Source organism: Alcanivorax limicola, from assembly GCF_019931215.1.
GTDB classification, from domain to species: domain Bacteria; phylum Pseudomonadota; class Gammaproteobacteria; order Pseudomonadales; family Alcanivoracaceae; genus Isoalcanivorax; species Isoalcanivorax limicola.
The window spans coordinates 61,282-78,037 of the sequence record NZ_JAIOUB010000004.1 but is presented as its reverse complement, the minus strand read 5'-3'; the positions used below and the strand labels follow the sequence as shown (position 1 = coordinate 78,037).

The window sequence follows — 16,756 nt, the reverse complement described above, 5'->3', positions numbered from 1 at the left end:
TGGCATGAATTTACAGGCAGGCACTTTAACCTGCCGGGGCGCAGCGGTATCGTGACGGCAATCGCCGTGCGTATCTCCGCAATGCTTGCGGCAACGATCAACTGTATCAGGCAACAGAAGGGCAGACCGAGGTGAAAGATCCCAATCCGAAGATCAAGCTGCACGGTTTCAACAACCTGACCAAGTCGCTGAGCTTCAACATCTTTGATATCAGCTACGCGAAGACCGAGCAGCATCGCAAGGAGTACATCGAGTATATCGATGAGCTCTACAATGCCGAGCGTCTGACCGAGATCCTCACCAACGTCACCAAGATCATCGGCGCCAACGTGCTGAATGTGGCGCGTGAAGATTACGAGCCCCAGGGTGCCAGTGTGACCATGCTGATTGCCGAGCATGATGCCCCGCCGACGGACCCGGATTTCGACGAGGAAGCGCCGGGCCCGCTGCCTGATACTATCGTTGCCCACCTGGACAAGAGCCACGTGACCGTGCATACCTACCCGGAATCCCATCCGGACAATGGTATTTCCACGTTCCGTGTGGACGTGGATGTGTCGACCTGTGGCGTCATTTCACCGCTGCGGGCGTTGAACTACCTGATCCACAGTTTCGATTCCGATATTGTCACCATCGATTATCGCGTGCGCGGCATGACCCGTGATGTGGATGGCACCAAGCATTACATTGATCACGATATCAATTCGATCCAGAACTTCCTCACCGAAGATACGCAGAATGCCTACCAGATGATTGATGTGAATGTCTTTCAGGAAAACATCTTCCACACCAAGATGTTGCTGAAAGACTTTGATATCGACAATTACCTGTTTGGCGCCGGTAAGGACGAGTTCAACGAAGCGGAACTGAAGGATATCGAGGCGCGTCTGCGCAAGGAAATGCTGGAAATTTTCTACAGTCGTAATCTCGACTGATCAGCACGCCTGCTACAAACGCCTGCGCCGTGCCGCTGCCCGGCGCAGGTCCTGCTCTCAAATACGGTATGTACTGAACGTCATCACCCGGCTCACCAGGCTCATGAGGCGGCGGGCGGGTACCGGTAGCGGCGCACCGCCTGCTTCCCGGGCAAGAGTGGCGTGTTGCTGCTCATCGATACGCATCTGCTCCAGGATCGCCCGGGTGCGTTCGTCTTCCAGTGGTACCTGATTCAGGTGGCTGTCCAGGTGACGGACCACCTGGTTCTCCGTTTCCGTGACAAACCCCAGGCTCCAGCGATCACCAGCCAGACCGGCCAGCGCGCCGATGCTGAAGGACATGGCGTAGAACAGCGGATTGAGCCGGCTGGGCACACCGCCCAGTTCACGGATGCGTTCTTCACACCAGGCCAGGTGGTCTTCCTCTTCCCTGGCGGCTTCCTCCATGGCGCGGCGCACATGGGGCAGGCCCGCCGTGGTGGCCTGGCCCTGATACAGGGCCTGGGCACAGACTTCACCGGTATGGTTGACGCGCATCAGACCCGCGATATGACGGGCCTGATGGCTGTCTGCGGGAGCGCTGTCCCCCTGGGTGGTCGCGGCCGGGTTGGCGCGCTGGCCACGGGTGCTGCCCGGGGTCAGGGTGCGCAGGGCGTTATCGGCACTGGCCAACAGCTGGTCCAGCGGGCTCAGGCGGCGCGGTCGGGACGTGCTGCGACGTTCAGAATCTGCACCGGGGCGTGCGCCGGAATGATTGGAATGTACAGGGGCTGGATGTGTCATAGCGCCAGTCTACCATGCAGGGGTGAAGGTCATGATAACCTTGGCAAGCTCAAACAGGTATCCTCTCCAAAAACAATACTTGTGAAGAAAAGGGTCGGGGAATGAAAGACTTGAAAGACCTGCGGCTGATGATCGCCTCGCGCTATCCCATCATCATCATCGAAACCTGGGAAGAAAGAAGAGCGCTGGACCTGCTGCGTCGCGCAGGCATGCAGAAGGCCCGGCCCGTGTTCGGCTGGAATATCATTGAGGGCCTGAAGCGGCTCGAGCTGGAGGGCGCTGACGGGCAGCGACATACGCTGGAGCCCGATGCGGCGCTGGGCCAGATTCGCAGCACCAGAGAGGCGGGCATATACGCGCTCTGCGATCTTCACCCCTACCTGGAAAACGCACCCAGGATCATTCGACTGCTCAAGGATATTGCCCTCAACCACGACACCGTGGGCCATACGCTGGTGCTCATCAGTCATGCGCTGACCATTCCGCCGGAGCTGTCGCGCTTCTGTGCCCGCTTCGCGTTGAGCATGCCGGATCAGGACCAGATTCTGAATATTGTTCAGGAGGAGGCGCGTGCTTTCGCTCGGGAACGGGGTGATCGCGTCCGCACCGGGCGTGAGGCGCTGGACAAACTGGTGCGCAACCTGCGCGGGCTGAGCAAGGACGATGCCCGGCGGCTGGCGCGCGGCGCCATCATCCACGATGGCGCCATTACTGAGGACGACCTGCCGGAGGTGAACAAGGCCAAGTTCCGTCTGCTGGATATGGATGGCGTGCTCAGCTTTGAATACGACACCGCCAGTTTTGCCCAGGTGGGCGGGCTGACACGGCTCAAGGACTGGTTGTCCAAGCGGGAGAGCGTGTTCACCCGCGCCGCTGCCGACGGGATGAGTGCCGATACCCCCAAGGGCATTCTGCTGGTGGGGGTGCAGGGCGGTGGCAAGAGTCTGGCCGCCAAGGCGGTGGCCGGGCTCTGGGGGCTACCGTTGCTGCGCCTGGACATGGGAGCGGTCTACAACAAGTATTTTGGCGAGTCCGAGCGCAACCTGCGTGAGGCGCTGCGCATGGCCGAAACCATGGCGCCCTGTGTGCTGTGGCTGGATGAAATCGAGAAAGGCATATCCGGTGGCGACAACGACGGCGGTACCTCGCGGCGGGTGCTGGGCACATTGCTTACCTGGATGGCCGAACGCAAGGCGCCGGTATTTATGGTGGCCACGGCCAACGATATCGAACGCCTGCCCCCGGAGCTGATCCGCAAGGGCCGTATCGACGAGCTGTTCTTCGTTGATCTGCCACCCGCGTCCACCCGCGAGGAAATCCTGCGTATTCACCTCAATCGGCGCGAGCAGGATCCGGCAGCCTTTGATCTGGCGCTGTTGGCAGAGTGCTGTGACGGCTTTACCGGGGCGGAGATCGAGCAGGCTATCGTGGCCGGGCTCTACAGTGCCCGGGCACTGGATCAGGCGCTGACAACGGCGCATCTGCAGGCGGAGATCCAGAGCACGGTGCCGCTGTCGGTCACCATGTCGGAGAATCTGGCCGCCTTGCGGGCCTGGTGTCACGGCCGCGCTGTGCCTGCGGACGGATAACCCATTCGGGCACAGTTGCCGGCTACTCCCGGGTGTCGGCCGCTGCGGCCACCGGGTGGTGGGTGGTGTGCTGCACAATGGCGCGGCGCAGGGTGTCGAGTTCCACGGGTTTGGGCACGTGGGCGTTCATGCCGGCTGCCATGCTGCGCTCACGGTGCTCGCGCAGAATGTGGGCGGTGAGGGCTACAATCGGTAAGGGTTTTCGGTGAGCATGGCGCTCCCATTCGCGGATGCGGCGGGTTGCCTCGAAGCCATCCATCTCCGGCATCTCGCAGTCCATCAGTACCAGGTCATAGTTGCCCGTGCAGGCCGCTTCCAGCGCTTCGCGCCCGTTGGCTACCACGTCGGCGTCCAGTCCCAGTTTGGCCAGCATGCCGCGAATGACTTTCTGGCTGAGCTGATGATCTTCCGCGACCAGAATGCGCAGCCCCGGGTCCGGAGACTGGTTGTCGAGCTCATCCGGACGTTTCTCGGCAACCGCACCGAGTTCTTCCGCGAGGACCTGCCGCAGGCGCGGGCCGGACACCGGCTTGCCGAGCACGCGATGAATGCCGACGTTGCGGGCCATGGTGGCGGTGGGTGCATCATTGACGCCGGTGAGCATGATCAACAGAGGCGTACGCGTGACGACCGGGTCCTCGTGGATGCGGGCGGCCAGCTGCATGCCGGTCATGCCGGGCATCTGGTGATCCAGCAAGATCACGTCATAGGGATCGTTGAGATTGGTCTGGGTGCGGATGCTGGCCAGCGCTTCCCGCGGGTCGTGGCAGGCGGTGACGCGCATGCCCCAGGCCAGTGCTTGCTGGCGAATCACCCGGGTTACGGTGCTGGAATCATCCACCACCAGAATGGTGCGGCCGCGCAGCAGCGTGTTGTCGATGTCAGTGGGCTCGGTGCACTCCATGGCGGGCAGCGGCAGTGAGAACCAGCCGGATGGGCCACTGCGCCCGCTACGGGTGCCACAGCGTCCCGCCATGGCCTCCACGAGCTGGCGAGCAATGGCGAGGCCCAGATGGCTGCTGTCCGCGTTGGTGGCGGGCGCCTCATGGCCCGAGAGAGGGTCAAACAGCGCGGGGCTGTGGGCCAGGGCTGAGCCTTCGAATTCGAAGCGCAGATTGTCGGCGCGTCCGGAGGCATCCCGGGCCACGTCCACCACAAGCTCACCGCTCTGGGCATGGCGAATGCAGGTGCCCAGCAGATTGGTCAGGGCCTGCTTCAGGCGTGCTGCATCACCTTCCACCTGTTGCGGCACATTGGTATGGATGTGCGGTATCAATTCAACCTGCTTTTCTTCGGCGCGTTCGCGGAACAGTTCTACGGCATCCATGACCAGTTCTGTGAGATCGAAACGGCTTACCTCCATTTCGGCGCTGCCCTGTTCCAGGCGCGAATATTCGAGCACGTCGTTGAGAATTTTCAACAGACTCTCGCCCGCATTCTGGATGCCTTGCACATAGTCTTTCTGATTGGGCGTCAGCGGTGTATCGCGGAGAATCTCCGCCATGCCCAGGACGCCGCTCATGGGGGTGCGGATCTCATGACTGAGGCGTGCCAGGGTTTCACCGCGGATACGCCAGGTGGCGGAGGTCAGGGCTTCACTCTGTTCTGCATTCAGGCGCTGTTCCAGCTCCAGGCGGCTTTTGCGCGACAGGCCCAGGGCGAACAGCAAGGCTTCGACGGTCGCTGTGCTCAGCACCAGCAGCGGACCGTTGATGCTGACGGGCAGGACGCCGAAGCTGGCCAGTATCGTCAGCGTCACGCAGACAATCAGCGGGCTGCGAGCGAGCAGATAGAGTCCGGCATGGTCGCCCTGTCGCAGCCAGCAGGCGAAGCCCACCCACACCAGTATGGCGGTGCAGGCCAGCGCCAGAATGTAGGCAATCTGCAGCGCCAGTATGGCCGGCAATGCCCAGTTGAGCAGCGCAATGATCAACGCAGAGGCGATCAGTGTCAGCAGCCAGGGTTCGGCTTCGTGCACCGTGCGCCGGCTGTTGAGGAAGACGCGGCTGAAGGCCGTACTGGCGGCGATGGCCAGCAGCGCAGCGGTGGCCTCGGTGTGCGGTTGCAAATCCGGGAGGGGGAAATACTGCACGCCAATGAAGCCGCTGCTGCTGAGCGCCGCCAGTGTCAGGGCCGACAGGAAGGCGGAATAGTAGAGATGCACGCAGGAGCGGTAGAGCACGAACAGGGAAAAGTTGTACAGCACCAGGCCGAGGATGATGCCGGTCAGCAACAGGAACAGCCCGTCGGTGCGCAGGCTGCGCTGAAGTTGTTGCTCCAGCGTGTTCAGTCGCAAGGTGTAAGTCAGGTGACGGTCCGGGATGATGCGCAGGTAGTAGGTGTGGGTGGCGCCCGCAGGCAGATCAACCCGGAATACCGGGGAGCGATAACGCAGATCTGCCCAGGGCGGGTCTGCGCGGGTGCCAGCCCGGCGCTCGGTATAGTCGCCGTCCGCCGGGCCGTAAAATCGAATGTCGCCGTACAGGCCCGGTGTCATGTTCAACAGCAGGTGCTGCGTTTCGTCGGTATTGTTGCTCAGCGCGAGCCTTATCCACCAGGGATTGGCGCTGAAGCCCAGAAATTCTGACGATCGCAGTGCGGGGCGGAAGCGCTGGTCGTGGTCACCGCGTAACAGCTCGGGCAGCGTGATCTGAGCCTCGCTGTCCTCGAAATGCTCTGAATAGACCGTGATGCGTGCGCTGTCGAGCGTGTCGTTGATCACGAACGGCGGCAGGGGGCTTTGGGCGTTGGCATTGAAAGGGAAGAGGGACAGGCTCAGTGCCAGACACGCTCCCAGATACAGAAGGAGGCTCGGCAGGAGGCGCAGTGCCCCGGGCAGTGTAACGTCGAGACTTTCGGGCTGCCTGTCCCTGTGGTGCGTGTGACGGCGCTGCGTCAGATCAGAGTGTTGTGCCGGGTGCGCTGGCACCGCCGGGGGGTGTGGCCGATGCTGCTCCGCTGCTGTCCGCTGAGGGTGCTGCGTCCGGGTGTTTGAGGACATACGCCTCGAATCCGGCTTCCGAGAGCAGGTAGGCCCCCAGTTCGCTTCGGCGCCCTCCATCGCAGCAAACAACATAGACAAAATCCTTTTCAAGATTGCGCACCTGACGCCGCAATTCAGTCAGCGGCAGATTACGTGCGCCGGTGGTGCGATCATGTTTGAACTCCATGGGCAGGCGCACATCCAGCAGCACGCAGGCGCGGTCGCCGTCCTCGCTCATGGCATCCATCTCTTCGGCGGTCACGCTACGGATCACCGACTGCTGTAATATATCGCGAAAATCCTGTTGGCCAAGACACATCAAAGTGCCATCACTGGTCATGGTGACAGTGGCGTTGCGCGGCGCATCGGAAATCAGTGCGTCCTCACCAAAAAAATCGCCCGCCGTCAGTGCGGCCAGCGTTTCTGTCCGGGTGCCGATCTGTCGGGTGACCATGGCCTTGCCCTGCTTGATGACGTAGAAGGTATCACCCGCTTCGCCCTCGCGCACGATGACATCGCCCAGTAGTCCCTCCCGCTCTTCAAATTGCACAAACAGCGACTGGATTTTTGCAGGCGGAACTTGCGAGAAGAGTTCGGATTCCAGCAGTGCGTCCATCCAGTCGCCGTGGTGGCGTGCCTCGCCTTGATCCAGCATGGACTCTGCCGCCTGGGTCCAGGTCATCAGCAGATCCAGGTGATTGCGTTCCATGGCGTAGAAGGTGGTGGCTTCGGTGCTGATCACATTGACGGTGTGAGTCGGGTAATTGTCCAGGGCCAGATAGTTCTCGTCGTCATCGGCGGGAAAGTGGCGGACCTGAAAACTGGCATCCGTCATATCCACCGAGCCATCGATCAGAAACAGCGCCAGATCTGCCGGTTGTCCGCGCTTGAACACCAACCGCGCGGGGGCGACTCGTATCACCTGGATGCGGCTGCGGATTTCGTTCAGGTGGGACGCGCTCAGGCTGTCAAACGGAATGAAGTGCCTGAGCCTGTCGAGGTCAATATGATCGGTGTCGGCCATGGTCAGCGTTCGCTCCCGGGGTCGTTTGGGGGGTCGTTCGGGCGTACGACTTTATTATGACACAGCGTCTCATAAGCCGTCACAGCATGCTGCCCCCGGGGTGGCCGTTTACTCAGCCTGTTCGCGGGCAATGGCACGGTAACCGATGTCGCTGCGGTAGTAGTAATCATCCCAGTGGATGAGCCGCACGCCATCGTAGGCGCGAGCCTGCGCCGTGGCAACGGAATCGCCGAGTGCTGTGACACAGAGCACGCGACCGCCCTGGGTAATCACCTCGCCATCATGCTCCGCGGTGCCTGCGTGAAAGACCTTGAGGTCAGCCGTGTCAGTGCCCTCAAGGCCGCTGATGACATCCCCTTTTCGATACGCATCCGGGTAGCCGCCGGCCGCCAGTACCACACCAACCGCCGGGCGCGGGTCCCAGGCGGCGTCGACCTGATCCAGTCGTCCTTCCAGCGCCGCCAGACACAGCGCCGCCAGATCGCCTTGCAGGCGCATCATGATGGGCTGGGTCTCGGGGTCGCCGAAGCGGCAGTTGTATTCAATGACCTTGGGTGTGCCGCTGTGGTCGATCATCAGCCCGGCGTAGAGGAACCCGGTGTAGGCATGGCCTTCGGCGGCCATGCCGCGCACGGTGGGGAGAATCACTTCATCCATGATGCGCTGATGGATGTCTGGCGTGACCACGGGCGCGGGAGAATAGGCGCCCATGCCGCCGGTGTTGGGCCCGGTATCGCCGTCGCCCACACGCTTGTGATCCTGGCTGGTGGCCATGGGCAACACGTTCTTGCCATCCACCATGACGATGAAGCTGGCTTCTTCGCCCTCCAGAAATTCTTCCACCACCACCCGGTGGCCAGCGTCCCCGAAACGATTGCCGTCGAGCATGTCGCGTACGGCGGATTCGGCTTCTTCCAGCGTCATGGCGACGATCACGCCCTTGCCGGCAGCAAGACCATCCGCCTTGATGACGATGGGGGCACCCTGTTCACGCACGTAGGCCAGCGCCTCGGTCACATCGGTAAAGTTGCCGTAGGCGGCGGTGGGGATGTTGTGGCGGGCCAGGAAGTCTTTGGTGAAGGCCTTGGAGCCTTCCAGTTGCGCGGCGCCAGCGGTGGGGCCGAAGCACTTCAGGCCCCGGTCACGGAAATGATCCACCAGGCCGTCGACCAGTGGCGCTTCCGGGCCGACGATGGTCAGGCCGATGTTGTTGGCGAGCGCAAAGTCGGCTAGCGCTGTCTTGTCGATGGCGTCGATGGCGACATTGGTAATGCGGGCTTCCCGCGCGGTGCCGGCATTGCCGGGCGCGACAAACACCTGCTCCACGCTGTCCGCGCTGGCGACTTTCCAGGCCAGCGCATGTTCGCGGCCACCGTTTCCTATGATCAGCACTTTCATGGCGTTCGGTCTCAGGGTCCTGGGGTCAGTGTCTGAAGTGGCGCATGCCGGTGAAGACCATGGCCATGCCTGACTCATCGGCGGCGGCAATGACTTCGTCATCGCGAATTGAGCCACCGGGCTGGATAACACAGCTGATGCCCGCCTTGGCGGCGTTGTCGATGCCGTCGCGGAACGGGAAGAAGGCATCGGAGGCCATGACTGCGCCGGCGACGGTCAGGCCAGCATGCTCGGCCTTGATGCCGGCGATGCGGGCAGAATTGACGCGGCTCATCTGACCGGCGCCGACACCAATGGTCTGGCCGTTGCGGCCATAGACGATGGCATTGGATTTGACGAATTTGGCCACCTGCCAGGTAAACAGCAGATCGCGGATTTCAGCCTCGGTGGGCTGGCGTTGGGTCACGACTTTCAGATCAGCCGCAGTGACCATGCCCAGATCCCGGTCCTGCACCAGCAGGCCACCGTTGACGCGCTTGTAGTCGAAGGCGCTGTAGCTGTCGGCCCATTCGCCGCATACCAGCAGGCGCACGTTTTTCTTCTCCGCCACAATCGCCTGGGCGGCGTCGCTGGCGGCCGGGGCAATGATCACTTCCACGAACTGGCGATCCACGATCGCCCGGGCGGTGTTTTCATCCAGTGACCGGTTGAAGGCGATAATACCGCCGAAGGCGGATTCCTGGTCGGTGGCAAAGGCCAGGTCATAGGCCGTGCCGATGTCGGCGGCCACCGCCACACCACAGGGGTTGGCGTGCTTGACGATAACGCAGGCGGGGTCGGTGAACTGCTTGACGCATTCCAGTGCCGCATCGGTATCAGCGATGTTGTTGTAGGACAGCGCCTTGCCCTGCAACTGCTGCGCAGTGGCAACCGAGGCTTCTTTGGGCGCGCGCTCGGTGTAGAAGGCGGAGCGCTGGTGCGGGTTCTCACCGTAGCGCATGTCCTGGGTCTTGACGAAGTTCAGGTTGAGCGTGCGCGGGAACGGATCATTGCCGTTGCCGACCCGCTGGCCGAAATAGTTGGCGATGGCGCTGTCGTAGGCGGCGGTATGCTCGAACGCCTTGATCGCCAGATCGAAACGGAAGGCATCCGTGAGGGCGCCGTCGTTGTCGCGCAGCTCGGCGATGACCTGATTGTAGTCCGAGGGGTTGGTGACAATGCCGACATGGGCATTGTTCTTCGCCGCCGCGCGCACCATGGTCGGGCCGCCGATATCGATGTTCTCGATGGCGTCTTCCAGACTGCAGTCCGGGTTGGCTACCGTCTGCTCGAAGGGGTAGAGGTTGACCACGACCAGATCAATGCGCTGGATGTCGTTGTCCGCCATCACCGCATCGTCCTGGCCTCTGCGGGCGAGGATGCCGCCATGGATCTTCGGGTGCAGCGTCTTGACCCGGCCGTCCATCATCTCCGGGAATCCGGTGTGCTCAGAGACCTCCCGGACGCTGATGCCTGCCTCCTGGAGTGTGCGGAAGGTCCCTCCGGTGGAGAGTATCTCGATCCCGTGCTGGCTCAGTGCCCGACCGAATTCGACGATGCCGGTCTTGTCGGAAACGCTGATGAGGGCACGCTGGACGGCTTTGCTCATGGTCATCTCTACCTTAATGCGGGGCTGTCAGGACGAATGAAGGGAAATAAAAAAAGGGCAGTGCCAACTGCCCTTCGGGTCTGGCCTGCTGTTACAGCAGGCCGTACTGTTTGAGTTTCTTGCGCAGTGTGCCGCGGTTCAGGCCGAGCATTTCTGCCGCCTTGGTCTGGTTGCCGCGCGTGTATTCCAGCACTTTCTCCAGCAGCGGGATTTCCATCTCGGCCAGTACCATCTGGTACAGATCATTGACGGCTTCGCCTTCCAGATTGTTGAAGTACTCGATCAGCGAGCGGCGCACACAGTTGCGCAGTGTGTCCTGACTGTCGGTCTGGGCCAGTGTCAGGTGGGGTGTACGGTTTTCAGCGGTGTTCATGTCAATCAGTGTCCATGCGGCTGTGCTGGTCATGCGGCCATGTCTCCGTGTTGCGCAACGCCTTCCCCGGTGTCGGCGGCAGACACTCTGTACTGACCGATGGGGATCCGGTCTGTGGTCTTGTCGAGATTGTGGAAATACTGCTCTACTGCCTGCCGCTGTGCTGCGGCAGTGTCCAGCTGGTTGAAGCTGCGCCGGAACGCGTCGCCCTGAGGCAGTGACTGTGTATACCAGCCCAGATGCTTGCGGGCGATGCGTGAGCCGGCTACCTCGCCGTATAACTGGTGTAACGCCCCGAGATGTCCCAGCACACGATGTGCGACATCGGCAACTTCCGGTGCTGCGGGCAACTCGCCATGAGCGAGATAGTGCAGCGTGTCGCGGAAGATCCAGGGGTTACCCTGAGCAGCGCGGCCGATCATGATACCACTGGCTCCCGTGGTTTCCAGTACCCGTTTGGCTTTTTCCGGTGAATCGATATCGCCATTGGCCATAACGGGGATGTCGACGGCCGCCACAACACGGGCGATGGTGTCGTACTCGGCTTCGCCATTGAAGCGACAGGCGCGGGTGCGGCCATGCACGGCAAGTGCTTGAATACCCGCGTCTTGTGCAATGCGTGCAATGGTCACGGCATTGCGTTGATCGGTGCTCCAGCCGGTGCGGATCTTGAGCGTAACCGGGACCTGCACCGCCGCAACGACAGCCTCGAGAATATTCTGCACCAGTGCCTCATCGCGCAGCAGCGCTGACCCGGCCGCGCGCTTGCAAACCTTTTTTGCCGGACAGCCCATATTGATATCGATGATGTGTGCACCCAGCGCCACGTTGGCGCGTGCGGCCTCAGCCATCATCGCGGGATCGGCACCGGCGATCTGCACCGAGATCGGGCCAGGCTCATCCGCGTGAGGCAGTCGGGTGCGGCTTTTGCGGGAGTGCCAGAGACGCGTATCCGAGGTCACCATTTCCGACACCACCAGCCCGGCACCCAGCTCCCGACACAGCTGACGGAACGGCCGATCCGTGACGCCGGCCATGGGGGCCAGTATCAACGCGTTGGCGAATGTGTGGGGGCCGATCTGCATAGGTCTTCCGGGGGGCATCCTCCGAGGCGACGTATGATAGTGACGGTCGCAGAGAGGGGGAAGGCCATTTCGGGACTATTTTTTATACAGCTGGTTTTTATACAGCTGGTTTTTGTACAACGTCAGGCCCCGGGGGCAGGGTGGAAGTACAGGCGGTAGCTTTCGGCGTCGGCGCCGGGATTGAGAATCTCGAAGGACACCCGGATCGGCACATCCCTGGGCATGGTGTTCATGCCCGCCAGCTCACCGCGCAGGTACTCATCGGGCGTGAAGCGACGGCTGGCCACCGGCTGCCCGCGCAGCGAACTGAAACTCAGTTCCAGCACCGGGAAAGGCTGCTCGTAATGGGCGTGGTTGTACAGAATGGCATCCACCACCAGTGCGCCTTCCACGCGCGAGTGAGTGCGCACGACCAGGTTGGTGCCGCGCAACTGACGAATGTCCGAGGGGTTCGGCAGCGTGCAGCCGAGCACGTCACAGGCATTGGCGTACAGCGGGCGCCATTCCGGTGTCCGCGCCAGGCGATCATAGTTGAACACCAGATACTGGCCAGCCAGCACCAGTACCGCCGCAATGGACAGACCACCCCATTTCAGTGCGTGACCGATGTCCAGGCGTGGGCGGTCGAAGACGGGCGGGCTCTTTTTCTTTGGCCGTTCCGGGGCCGGTTCGTAGTCGCCGAGTGCGTCATTGTCGGCGAACAGGTCGAAGTCGTCGTCAAAGGCGTCCTCGAGACCGACATCCAGGCCCTCCTGAGGATCATTCTTTCCGGGGCTGGCTTTGAACAGCGGGTTTTCGGCAGGCTGTTTGCGCGCCGGGCTGCGCTTTGCTTTATCAGCATCCTGTTGCAGCGCCATGGGGCCGTCGGCGCCGGGCGTGGGGCTTTCTTCCTCCTCCAGCTCCTGCAGCAGTGCTTCGGCCCAGGATTCGTCGCCGCCTTGTCCCTGATGGCTGCGACCGGCGCCGCTCATGTCGGTGAAGTCTTCGTTGTCGAGGCCGGAATCCCCTTCCTCATCCAGCGACAGGAACGAGTCGCTCAACTCCAGCCCGCCGCCCAGGGAGACGCGGGTATCATTCTGCTCGTCGTCACTGTCTGCGGGCGCTGCGTCGGACGTGCCCGGCGCGCCAGGGCCCTCGTCCAGCGTCCAGTTGCGGGTTGGGGCGGGAGCGGGGGCCGGACGTGCGGCGGGTGTCTCCCGGGCGAGCAGTTCTTCAGCCCAGGATTCATCGTCTGAGCGCTTCTTTCCGGCTGATGGCGATTTCTGCACGGGCGCAGTGGTCTGCCCTGGCTGTCTCGGGGCGGTATCCGTCGCTGCTGGACGAGGCGGCGCCTCGATAAGATGCTCTGTGGCCTGGAAAACCTGCAGGCAGCTGCCACAACGGACGGCGCCGCGCGCCTGACGCAGATGCTGCTCGCCGATCTTGAACTGGGCGCCACAGTGCGGACATTGAGTTTTATATTGAGCAGCCATGGCAGTCCGGTCGTTTATTCTGAGGATGTCGTTAGTATACGCCGTTGTACGTAAACCACGGGGTTCTGGCAAGGGGCTGCATCACGTTCATGCGTCAGCGCGTACACCGGCCAGCCGTGTCCAGTCCCCCTGACGGGCTGGCGGGCTGAAGCAAATGTCAGGCGAGTAGGCCGCCATGACCTCCTCAGCCTGCGCGTTGAGGATGCCGGACAGCACCAGCGCTGCGCCGTTGGAACAGTACCCCAGCAGCTGCGGCGCCAGGGATACCAGCGGGCCGGCCAGGATATTGGCGATCACCAGATCAAAGCTGGCCTGTGTCGGCATGGCATCCGGTAGACAGCATTCCAGCCGGTCGGAAACGCCATTGAGTATGGCGTTCTCCCGGGTGGCCAGCAGCGCCTGGGGATCAATATCGCAGGCCAGCACGCGCTCCGCACCAAGCAGCAGCGCGGCAATGGCCAGCACGCCGGAGCCACAGCCGAAATCCAGAACGGTCTTGCCGGTGAGGTCTGCGCCGTCGAGCCAGGCCAGGCACATGGCGGTGGTTTCGTGGGTGCCGGTGCCGAACGCCAGGCCGGGGTCCAGTCGCAGGTTCACGGCATTCCCGGTCAGTGGCTCCGCCCAGCTGGGTACGATCCACAGGCGCTCGCCGAACTGCATGGGCTTGAAGTCATCCATCCAGGCCCGTTCCCAGACCTGATCAGCAAGCGGCTCGAAGCGGTAGTCGGCAGGTGCCGCGCCCAGCGCGGCGATCAGGCCGGCCAGCAGCGTCTGTTCATCGGCATCGGCCGGGAACAGCGCGCTGACTACGGTTTCGCGCCACAGGGGCGTTGCCCCGGGCGGCGGTTCGAACAAGGGCTGGTCTGCGGCGTCGCTGAGCGTGACGGCATTGGCCCCCAGTGCCATCAGGGCGTCTTCAACCTGCTCCGCCGCGTCGGCGGTGCTGGGGATGTGCAGTTGCAGCCAGGGCACAGGTGTCAGCTCCGCAGTTTCGATTCGAGGTGGTGAATATCCACGCCGCCTTCCTCGAATGCCGGGTCACGGAAGATCTTGTCCCGGTGCAGCGGCACATTGGTAAAGATGCCTTCGATCACGACCTCTTCCAGCGCATTGCGCATGCGGGCAAAGGCATTGGCCCGGTCCGGCCCCCAGGTGATGATCTTGGCGATCAGGGAGTCGTAGTAGGGCGGCACGGTGTAGCCGGTGTAGATATGCGAGTCCACGCGAATGCCATTGCCACCGGGTGGATGGTAGTAGCTGATGGCGCCGGGGCTGGGCGTGAAACGCTCCGGGTGCTCGGCATTGAGTCGGACTTCAATGGCGTGACCGGTGATGACTACATCCTCCTGACGCAAGGACAGGGGCTCGCCCGCAGCGATGCGCAGCTGTTCCTTGACGATGTCCACGCCGGTGACCATTTCGGTTACCGGATGCTCCACCTGCACGCGGGTGTTCATCTCGATGAAGTAGAAGCCGCCGTCTTCATAAAGAAATTCGAAGGTGCCGGCGCCACGGTAGCCAATTTCAATGCAGGCACGGACGCAGCGCTGGGCCACTTCTTCGCGCAGTGCATCAGGGATGCCCGGCGCTGGCGCTTCTTCCACCACTTTCTGGTGACGGCGTTGCAGGGAGCAATCGCGGTCACCGAGATGGATGGCATGGCCCTGGCCGTCGGCCAGTACCTGGATTTCCACATGTCGCGGATGCTGGAGAAATTTCTCCATATAAACGGTGTCGTCGCCGAACGCGTTCTTGGCTTCCGAGCGCGTCAGCGTGATGGCATTCAGCAGCGCGGCGGACTTCTCCACTACGCGCATGCCGCGACCACCACCGCCTGCTGCGGCCTTGATGATCACCGGGTAGCCGATCTGCTCTGCCAGTTCCAGCGCGCGCTCGCCGTCTTCGCCCACCGGGCCGTCGGAGCCGGGCACCGTCGGTACGCCAGCGGCTTTCATGGCCTCGATGGCCGATACCTTGTTGCCCATCAGGCGGATGGTGTCAGCGCGCGGCCCGATAAAGATGAACCCCGAGCGTTCCACGCACTCGGCGAAATCGGCGTTCTCGGCGAGGAAGCCGTAGCCGGGGTGAATCGCGTCGGCATCGGTAACTTCGGCGGCGCTGATGATCGCCGGAATATTCAGATAAGACTCGCTGGAGGGGGCCGGGCCAATACAGACCGACTCATCCGCCAGGCGCACGTGCATCAATTCGCTGTCTGCCGTGGAGTAAACGGCAACGGTACGAATGCCCATCTCCTTGCAGGCACGCAGAATGCGCAGGGCAATCTCGCCACGGTTGGCAATGACTACTTTTCGCAGCATGGTGTCAGGCTCTCAATTGTTGCCTGCCGCGTACGGCAGGCAAGGATTCTCGGACAGGTGAGCGCGCTCAGCCGACGATTCAACCGGCTATTCAACCGGCTATTCAACCGATAATGAAAAGCGGCTGGTCGTATTCCACCGGCTCACCGTCTTCCACCAGTACTGCTTCGATGGTGCCGGTTTTGTCAGCCTCGATCTGATTCATCATCTTCATGGCTTCGACAATGCACAGCACATCGCCTGCTTTGACCTGCTGGCCGACATCCACAAACATGGCCGCGCCGGGGGACGGGGAGCGATAGAAAGTGCCGACCATGGGGGAGCGCACCAGGTGGCCCGGCGGCAGGGATTTGCCATCCTTCCCTGTGTCGTCACCCTCGCTGCGTGCGCCCGGTGCTGGCTGAGCCGGCTGGGGGGCTTGCGGCGGCATGGCGGCATACATCTGCTGGGGCGGGTAGGCATTGCGGTTGCCACGGCTGATGCGTACCGATTCCTCCCCTTCATGAATTTCCAGCTCGTCGATACCGGACTCTTCCAGCAGTTCGATCAGCTTCTTGACCTTGCGAATATCCATAGACTTATTGCCCTTTACGTCTTCTGCGTCTGTGTCAGTGGGTCAGTGTCCGCCGTCGGCAAGTCGTTTGATTGCCGCATCCAGAGCCAGACGATAGCCGTCCGCCCCCAGGCCGCAAATAACGCCGACAGCGATGTCAGAAAAATAGGAATGCTGGCGGAAATCTTCGCGCCGGTGCGTGTTGGAAAGATGAATCTCGATAAACGGAATGGCCACACCCAGCAGTGCATCGCGCAGGGCGACACTGGTATGGGTAAAGGCGGCCGGGTTGATCAGAATGAAATCGATGCCCTCGGTGCGGGCGCTGTGGATGCGCTCCACCAGTTCGTACTCGGCATTGCTTTGCAGCCATTGCAGGTGATGCCCGCCGGCACTGGCCTGTTCCCGCAGGCCATTATTGATCTGCTCCAGTGTCGTGTGGCCGTAGGTTTCCGGCTCGCGGGTGCCCAGCAGATTCAGGTTGGGGCCGTGCAAAACCAGTATCGATGCCACTGGAGCCTCCTCGCTACGGAGCAAATGCGGTGAAAAGTTGTGAACTGGATGGCAAAAGCCGCCTAAAGGGGCGGCTTTCGCGGTTTGAGTCAATACTAGGGGGAAAAAGCGGGCGAGAAAAGGCCTTTACAAGTTTCCT

Annotated in this window: 14 protein-coding genes; 2 read left to right on the top strand and 12 right to left on the bottom strand. The window is 62.0% G+C overall.

The window, feature by feature from the left end; all coding sequences use genetic code 11:
- Positions 1-131 precede the first annotated feature (131 nt).
- The gene (gene speD / locus K8B33_RS13170) at positions 132-935 is read left to right on the top strand and encodes an adenosylmethionine decarboxylase (RefSeq protein ID WP_223427309.1); all 804 of its coding nucleotides are present in this window, start codon (positions 132-134) and stop codon (positions 933-935) included.
- 57 nt (positions 936-992) lie between these two features.
- Here speD and coq7 read toward each other — a convergent pair whose 3' ends face one another.
- The gene (gene coq7, locus K8B33_RS13165; RefSeq protein ID WP_223427308.1) at positions 993-1,718 is read right to left on the bottom strand and encodes a 2-polyprenyl-3-methyl-6-methoxy-1,4-benzoquinone monooxygenase; all 726 of its coding nucleotides are present in this window, start codon (positions 1,716-1,718) and stop codon (positions 993-995) included.
- Positions 1,719-1,819: 101 nt separating this feature from the next.
- Here coq7 and K8B33_RS13160 point away from each other — a divergent pair, with 101 nt between their 5' ends.
- Positions 1,820-3,307 carry an AAA family ATPase gene (locus K8B33_RS13160; RefSeq protein ID WP_223427307.1) on the top strand — a complete coding sequence of 496 codons (1,488 nt, stop codon included), beginning with the start codon at positions 1,820-1,822 and terminating at the stop codon, positions 3,305-3,307.
- Positions 3,308-3,329: 22 nt separating this feature from the next.
- Here K8B33_RS13160 and K8B33_RS13155 read toward each other — a convergent pair whose 3' ends face one another.
- From K8B33_RS13155 to aroQ, 11 genes are all read right to left on the bottom strand, one after another.
- Positions 3,330-6,029 carry a hybrid sensor histidine kinase/response regulator gene (locus tag K8B33_RS13155; RefSeq protein ID WP_223427306.1) on the bottom strand — a complete coding sequence of 900 codons (2,700 nt, stop codon included), beginning with the start codon at positions 6,027-6,029 and terminating at the stop codon, positions 3,330-3,332.
- Between the two features lie 178 nt (positions 6,030-6,207).
- Complete coding sequence (locus K8B33_RS13150; RefSeq protein WP_223427305.1) at positions 6,208-7,314, bottom strand: cyclic nucleotide-binding domain-containing protein; 1,107 nt, start codon at positions 7,312-7,314, stop codon at positions 6,208-6,210.
- A gap of 108 nt (positions 7,315-7,422) precedes the next feature.
- Complete coding sequence (purD, locus tag K8B33_RS13145; RefSeq protein ID WP_223427303.1) at positions 7,423-8,712, bottom strand: phosphoribosylamine--glycine ligase; 1,290 nt, start codon at positions 8,710-8,712, stop codon at positions 7,423-7,425.
- 25 nt (positions 8,713-8,737) lie between these two features.
- Positions 8,738-10,300: a bifunctional phosphoribosylaminoimidazolecarboxamide formyltransferase/IMP cyclohydrolase gene (gene purH / locus K8B33_RS13140; RefSeq protein ID WP_223427301.1), complete on the bottom strand. Its 1,563-nt coding sequence runs from the start codon at positions 10,298-10,300 to the stop codon at positions 8,738-8,740.
- 91 nt (positions 10,301-10,391) lie between these two features.
- Positions 10,392-10,673 (bottom strand): DNA-binding transcriptional regulator Fis, encoded by a 282-nt coding sequence (gene fis / locus K8B33_RS13135; protein WP_223428007.1) that lies wholly within the window; start codon positions 10,671-10,673, stop codon positions 10,392-10,394.
- 29 nt (positions 10,674-10,702) lie between these two features.
- The gene (gene dusB, locus K8B33_RS13130) at positions 10,703-11,758 is read right to left on the bottom strand and encodes a tRNA dihydrouridine synthase DusB (protein WP_223427299.1); all 1,056 of its coding nucleotides are present in this window, start codon (positions 11,756-11,758) and stop codon (positions 10,703-10,705) included.
- Between the two features lie 122 nt (positions 11,759-11,880).
- A complete protein-coding gene (locus K8B33_RS13125) occupies positions 11,881-13,230 on the bottom strand; it encodes a zinc-ribbon and DUF3426 domain-containing protein (protein WP_223427297.1) in 1,350 nt (449 codons plus the stop codon).
- Positions 13,231-13,317: 87 nt separating this feature from the next.
- Positions 13,318-14,202 carry a 50S ribosomal protein L11 methyltransferase gene (gene prmA / locus K8B33_RS13120; RefSeq protein ID WP_223427295.1) on the bottom strand — a complete coding sequence of 295 codons (885 nt, stop codon included), beginning with the start codon at positions 14,200-14,202 and terminating at the stop codon, positions 13,318-13,320.
- Between the two features lie 5 nt (positions 14,203-14,207).
- Positions 14,208-15,551 carry an acetyl-CoA carboxylase biotin carboxylase subunit gene (accC, locus tag K8B33_RS13115; protein ID WP_223427287.1) on the bottom strand — a complete coding sequence of 448 codons (1,344 nt, stop codon included), beginning with the start codon at positions 15,549-15,551 and terminating at the stop codon, positions 14,208-14,210.
- 103 nt (positions 15,552-15,654) lie between these two features.
- Positions 15,655-16,125 (bottom strand): acetyl-CoA carboxylase biotin carboxyl carrier protein, encoded by a 471-nt coding sequence (gene accB, locus K8B33_RS13110; protein WP_223427285.1) that lies wholly within the window; start codon positions 16,123-16,125, stop codon positions 15,655-15,657.
- A gap of 42 nt (positions 16,126-16,167) precedes the next feature.
- Positions 16,168-16,617 (bottom strand): type II 3-dehydroquinate dehydratase, encoded by a 450-nt coding sequence (gene aroQ, locus K8B33_RS13105; RefSeq protein ID WP_223427283.1) that lies wholly within the window; start codon positions 16,615-16,617, stop codon positions 16,168-16,170.
- Positions 16,618-16,756 lie beyond the last annotated feature (139 nt).

Excerpts from the sequence above, each read along its gene's own strand:
- coq7 (WP_223427308.1), bottom strand. The coding sequence starts at position 1,718 with ATGACACATCCAGCCCCTGTACATTCCAATCATTCCGGCGCACGCCCC.
- K8B33_RS13160 (WP_223427307.1), top strand. The coding sequence starts at position 1,820 with ATGAAAGACTTGAAAGACCTGCGGCTGATGATCGCCTCGCGCTATCCC.
- K8B33_RS13150 (WP_223427305.1), bottom strand. The coding sequence starts at position 7,314 with ATGGCCGACACCGATCATATTGACCTCGACAGGCTCAGGCACTTCATT.
- purD (WP_223427303.1), bottom strand. The coding sequence starts at position 8,712 with ATGAAAGTGCTGATCATAGGAAACGGTGGCCGCGAACATGCGCTGGCC.
- purH (WP_223427301.1), bottom strand. The coding sequence starts at position 10,300 with ATGAGCAAAGCCGTCCAGCGTGCCCTCATCAGCGTTTCCGACAAGACC.
- fis (WP_223428007.1), bottom strand. The coding sequence starts at position 10,673 with ATGAACACCGCTGAAAACCGTACACCCCACCTGACACTGGCCCAGACC.
- dusB (WP_223427299.1), bottom strand. The coding sequence starts at position 11,758 with ATGCAGATCGGCCCCCACACATTCGCCAACGCGTTGATACTGGCCCCC.
- K8B33_RS13125 (WP_223427297.1), bottom strand. The coding sequence starts at position 13,230 with ATGGCTGCTCAATATAAAACTCAATGTCCGCACTGTGGCGCCCAGTTC.
- accC (WP_223427287.1), bottom strand. The coding sequence starts at position 15,551 with ATGCTGCGAAAAGTAGTCATTGCCAACCGTGGCGAGATTGCCCTGCGC.
- accB (WP_223427285.1), bottom strand. The coding sequence starts at position 16,125 with ATGGATATTCGCAAGGTCAAGAAGCTGATCGAACTGCTGGAAGAGTCC.